Below are 4516 nucleotides of genomic sequence, written 5' to 3'. Positions count from 1 at the left end.
AGTTGGATCAAAGCAAGAACTGGTCGAACGCATCTACCAAGGGTTGGATGAAATCAATAAAACACCGGTCGTGTTTAGATGGAAGTATAAAATGAATGAAGTTCAATTATAGAACGTTAATTATGGGACGCTCTACTAGATCTTCTTTCATGCCGACTTCTAAATTGATCATACAATAATGAGCTGATGAATCTAACTATATGCTACTGGTCTTCGATGATGATGAGTTCTATTAGCATCAGCTAATCACATTATTCTCGATAAACGTTGTTCCAGGTTCAGAAAGCACTATCCTCTTTTTCTTTTTGCTGCTCCGCAAACTCAGTAAAATTGTCAAACTCGTAGTTTAAGATTATAAAGGCGGAAGCAATGTCATTTGCTTGTGTCTCCATATAGATGTTCAATATCCCATTGTTCGTCGGAGGATATTCCCAAGTGTCCAAAAATGAGGAGAGTGCGCTTGACACTTCCGCCTCCAAATCCCAAAATGAGGAGAGTGTCCTTTCTTCAAGTAATAGACTCTTCATAAAATCTTCAGGTTGATTCCAAATACTCCCGGAAAACAGACAATCCATCTCGTCATAAGAGCCGTATCTCCGCTCCAAAGCATCACGAATGGATTCATGTTCTGCTTTCAGTTGCGTTCCATAGCTATTGCAGAAAATCTCTTTTGAAGCACATGATATTTTGCATAACCCGGTCTTTGGTGACACTACAACAGCGTAGGATACGAAGCTTTTGTGAGGTGTGGGAACCACTCTCATTTGGTATACCCCCTCTTTGATCTTCTCGATGTTGGGGTCGAATTTTTTAAGCTTCGCAAGGGTTAACCCCTTTTTCAAGCCAAAGGGTCCGTCATACGGCTTACTCCTAGTGACGCCGCATAGAAGCAACAACATGACAGCGACAAGACAATACATTTCCATTGATTACTCCATTTATGATCAGATATGGCCTTCTAAAACAGGATAATGATATGAAATCCAGACTCGTGCAATAAAAATAAGCATGTGAAAAGCTGTCAAATGGTTTTTTGGTGGACTGGTGTTTCGCTCGCGCTCCTCCCCATGCAACTATAGTGTCGTCCTGACGGACTGGTTTGGAAAAGTCTGTTGGTTTTGCGGCAGTGTCTAAGCTACTATAGTAAACTTGAAGTCACAAATTGTGATCTCAAGTTGAGGTCGCAAATTGCGACTTCAAGAGTGACCATGCGGTACACATGATGGGTGCTGGGGGAGTGGGTGAAAATAGAGATGAGAGACGTAAGAAGTGAACGGGTGAACGGGTGAGCAGGTGAACGGGTGATAAGGTGATAAGGTGGAAAGGTGGAAAGGTGGAAAGGTGGAAATGTGGAAAAGTGATGGTTTTGTATGGTAGGATTCCGATCCTGCCGGGTGAGTTTCAGAATTTTGAAAAGTCGCAACGAAAGTAGGTGGTTTGGGGGTGATTTTCGAGGCAAGTAATTTGTTGGTTATTGATAGTAAAAACGTAAAAAGTGACGGAGATAAGTGGTTGAGGGATGAGGTTTTGGGTTAAAATGGAGGGGGAGAAATGGGGTCGCGTCGTCCCTATATATATGAGAGATGTTTTTTTCGTGAGAAGAAAAAAAAGTGAACGGGTGAACGGGTGATCAGGTGGAAAGGTGAGAAGGTGGAAAGGTGGAAAGGTGGAACGTTCACACCTGGCTTTAGACTATGAGGGATGATAGGATGAGGCGGTTTTGCTTTATCTGGTTTGCTGGCAGTATGGCGGGTTTTTTATTAAAGAGGGCGCGGCGTTGATCGAAGCGGAGGATGTTTTCTGCGAGGCATCTCTGCCAGCGAATGGGATCCGGAGGGATCAGTTTGCGATATTCATTCAGGAAAAGCTCAGCAAGGTTTTGCAAGCGCTGGGGGGCAAAGCTATCCGCCCAAAAGAGCATCAGGTGGCTGAGATCATATTCCGGGGCTTCGATCCGGCTGTCGGAAAAATCGATCAGGAAAAAGTCCGCGTGGTCCCACAAGATGTTTTTGGGTTGGTTGTCGATGTGGCAGAGGCAACTCTCTCCCTTGAGGGAATGGCGGTGAAAGGCGGCAATGCGTTGGGCGAGCCGGATGGGATCAAATCCCTGAGGGATGTCCAGATAGGGGATGCCATCGATTCGTTCCAGCACCAGTTCCCGGGTTTCGCGGTGGCTGAGGAGCTTTGGCGTCATCGGCAGATTTGCATTATAGACAGCCAGCTCGCGGAAAAAAAGATCCGCCTCGTCGAAGGATTTGATCACGGTGTCTTCGACGAAGCGGACGGATGATGCTTTTGGACTCATAAGACTGGATTCCCGCCTTCGCGGGAATGACAAAGGCTCATCAGGACTGGATTCCCGCCTTCGCGGGAATGACAAAGGCTCATCAGGACTGGATTCCCGCCTTCGCGGGAATGACAAAGGCTCATAAGACTGGATTCACGCCTTCGCGGGAATGACAAAGGTTCATAAGACTGGATTCCAGCCTTCGCGGGAATGACAAAGGCTCATCAGGACTGGATTCCCGCCTTCGCGGGAATGACAAAGGCTCATCAGAACTGGATTCCCGCCTTCGCGGGAATGACAAAGGTTCATCACAAATCAGTCGAGCGGGATGCGGGTGATCCTGTTCTTTTCGAAGTGGGGGAGGATCAGCTCGTTTGTGGGCAGATGATAATAGATATCCGCCACGGAAGGCATGTCGCTCCGGAAGAGGATAAAGCGGTTTTGCTCCTGGGGGATCATATAGATCGCCTTTTCCTGCAAGGAGGAAAAATAGATGCGTCCCAGATCGTCGATGGCGATGCCGTCCAGCCGGGAATAGATCGTGTCCTTAAAGATCGAAAAGCTGCGCTTGAGCGTATCAAAGCTGAGGATCGGCGAATGCTGGCTGAGGCACACGATGAACATCTGATTGCGGGGTCCGTCATAGACGATGCCGTTTGGAGAGATGAGCTGGGGAGCGGTGAATTTCTCCAGCTTTTTGGTGGCGGGATCGAGGATATAGAGATAGTTTGCCGCGGTGTCCGTGATATAGAGCAAGCCGTTTCGATCCGCCTCAATGTCGTTCAGCATGCCGGCGCCTTCGATGGGAATGCTCCGGGTGATCGTCTGGGTGGGAATGTCGATCACGTGCACCTGGTCCTTATCCGCCACATAGAGAAAGGGGGAGATGATCTTGATGCCGCGCGGAGCGGTCAATCCGCCTTTGAGGAAGGTGCTGAGCGTGCCGGTGCTATCCATGCTCACGATGCTGCGTCCGCCGGTGTTTGAGATCAGGAAGCGATCGCCAATGCTGTCATAGGCGATGCTTTCGGGATTTTTGAGCTCGACGCTGCTCAGCTTGAGCCAGATGAAGATGGCGGCGCTGATCACCAATACGATGAGCAGCAAGAGGATCTTTTTGTTCAGTTTATTTTGCGTTTTCATGATTTGTCTCCGATGCTCCAGGTGCATCCGTCTTTGGTGTCTTTGATCTCGATATTCAGGTTGGCAAGATCATCGCGGATCTTGTCCGAAAGCGCCCAATTTTTGTCCTCACGGGCTTGGGAACGATATTGGAGGATCAGCTCCACCAGTTGTTTGGAGAGATCCGGCATATTGTCCGCCAGCCTGGCTGCCAGATCCTGGAAAAATCCCAGGGCAGAGCCCAGCCGGACGAGCATGCCGGCAGCTTCTTTGCGGGTGGAATCCTGCAGGCTCTCGTTTTTGATCAGCGAAGCGAGCTCAAAGAGCACGGCGATAGCCCTGGCACTGTTGAAATCATCATCCATCGCGGTGATGAAATCCTGCTCCATCGCGGCGATGTCAGGATTTGTGATCTCGATCTGCTCATCCGCGAAGCCAGGGTAATCGATGGCTTTGAGCGCGTCATAAAAGTTTTTGACGGCACGTTCGGATTCCCGGATCAGCTCGCGGTTAAAATCGATCGGGCTGCGATAATGCTTGGAGAGAAAGAAGAAGCGGATCGCCTCCGCGCTGTGCTGTTTGAGGATGTCCCGCGCGGTATAGAAATTATTGAGGCTCTTGCTCATCTTCTCGCCTAAGATAGTGGTCTGGTCTTCACAGGCAGGGAACTCTGCTGTCTCCATCCAGGACTTGACCTGGCTGTTCTTGCAGTCGAACTCCATCACAGTTGCCATAGACAAGGCATCCACACAACCGGAATGGTACTCATCGGTATCCATGAGGTTGAGCAGATTGCTCATAGAGTAGGGCTGAGAGACCACTTTCTTGGTCTCGGCTGCTTTGGAGATCAATTGCTTTCCGACCCGGCTGCACTTGGATAAGTCAATCGGCTCCGGCTTGTATTTGGTCTCCAGGAGTTCACTGGCTGAGCTGATTGCCAAGTTATATCCACCCAGTCGCATTACTCTCATGAAGAGGCTCCAGTTCCTGCTTTTAGTAGGTCAATCTTGGCAATACGTACAAGACGAGTACCATCGATGCGGCTGGTATAGTATTCCACACTGGGCAGGTCCCGGTTCATCAGCTTGAGATAGAAAGACCGGAACT

The 4516-nt window shown here is 49.1% G+C and carries 5 protein-coding genes; 1 reads left to right on the top strand and 4 read right to left on the bottom strand.

The window, feature by feature from the left end; translation table 11 throughout:
* Window positions 1–278: 278 nt before the first annotated feature.
* Entirely contained in the window at window positions 279–926 is a 648-nt protein-coding gene (locus Q8M98_11750) for a hypothetical protein (GenBank protein ID MDP3115425.1), read from the bottom strand.
* 761 nt (window positions 927–1687) lie between these two features.
* The gene (locus Q8M98_11745) at window positions 1688–2305 is read right to left on the bottom strand and encodes a phosphotransferase (protein MDP3115424.1); all 618 of its coding nucleotides are present in this window, start codon (window positions 2303–2305) and stop codon (window positions 1688–1690) included.
* Between the two features lie 26 nt (window positions 2306–2331).
* Between Q8M98_11745 and Q8M98_11740 the strand changes: the two genes are divergently transcribed.
* Window positions 2332–2460, top strand: coding sequence for a hypothetical protein (locus Q8M98_11740; GenBank protein ID MDP3115423.1), 129 nt, complete (start codon window positions 2332–2334; stop codon window positions 2458–2460).
* 142 nt (window positions 2461–2602) lie between these two features.
* On the opposite strand, the gene Q8M98_11735 is transcribed toward Q8M98_11740, so the two are convergent.
* Both Q8M98_11735 and Q8M98_11730 read right to left on the bottom strand, forming a co-directional pair.
* Window positions 2603–3430 (bottom strand): SMP-30/gluconolactonase/LRE family protein, encoded by an 828-nt coding sequence (locus Q8M98_11735; protein ID MDP3115422.1) that lies wholly within the window; start codon window positions 3428–3430, stop codon window positions 2603–2605.
* Window positions 3427–4380 carry a hypothetical protein gene (locus Q8M98_11730; GenBank protein ID MDP3115421.1) on the bottom strand — a complete coding sequence of 318 codons (954 nt, stop codon included), beginning with the start codon at window positions 4378–4380 and terminating at the stop codon, window positions 3427–3429. Before Q8M98_11730 ends, Q8M98_11735 begins: the two co-directional genes overlap by 4 nt.
* Window positions 4381–4516: the final 136 nt, after the last annotated feature.

This window comes from Candidatus Cloacimonadaceae bacterium, assembly GCA_030693415.1.
GTDB lineage: Bacteria > Cloacimonadota > Cloacimonadia > Cloacimonadales > Cloacimonadaceae > JAUYAR01.
Note: the sequence above shows the minus strand (reverse complement) of the source record. Positions and strands in the feature narration are given on the sequence as shown.

What these genes read in the sequence shown, in the direction of transcription:
- Q8M98_11750 (MDP3115425.1), bottom strand. Translation starts at nt 926, where the DNA reads ATGGAAATGTATTGTCTTGTCGCTGTCATGTTGTTGCTTCTATGCGGC.
- Q8M98_11745 (MDP3115424.1), bottom strand. Translation starts at nt 2,305, where the DNA reads ATGAGTCCAAAAGCATCATCCGTCCGCTTCGTCGAAGACACCGTGATC.
- Q8M98_11740 (MDP3115423.1), top strand. Translation starts at nt 2,332, where the DNA reads ATGACAAAGGCTCATCAGGACTGGATTCCCGCCTTCGCGGGAATGACA.
- Q8M98_11735 (MDP3115422.1), bottom strand. Translation starts at nt 3,430, where the DNA reads ATGAAAACGCAAAATAAACTGAACAAAAAGATCCTCTTGCTGCTCATC.
- Q8M98_11730 (MDP3115421.1), bottom strand. Translation starts at nt 4,380, where the DNA reads ATGAGAGTAATGCGACTGGGTGGATATAACTTGGCAATCAGCTCAGCC.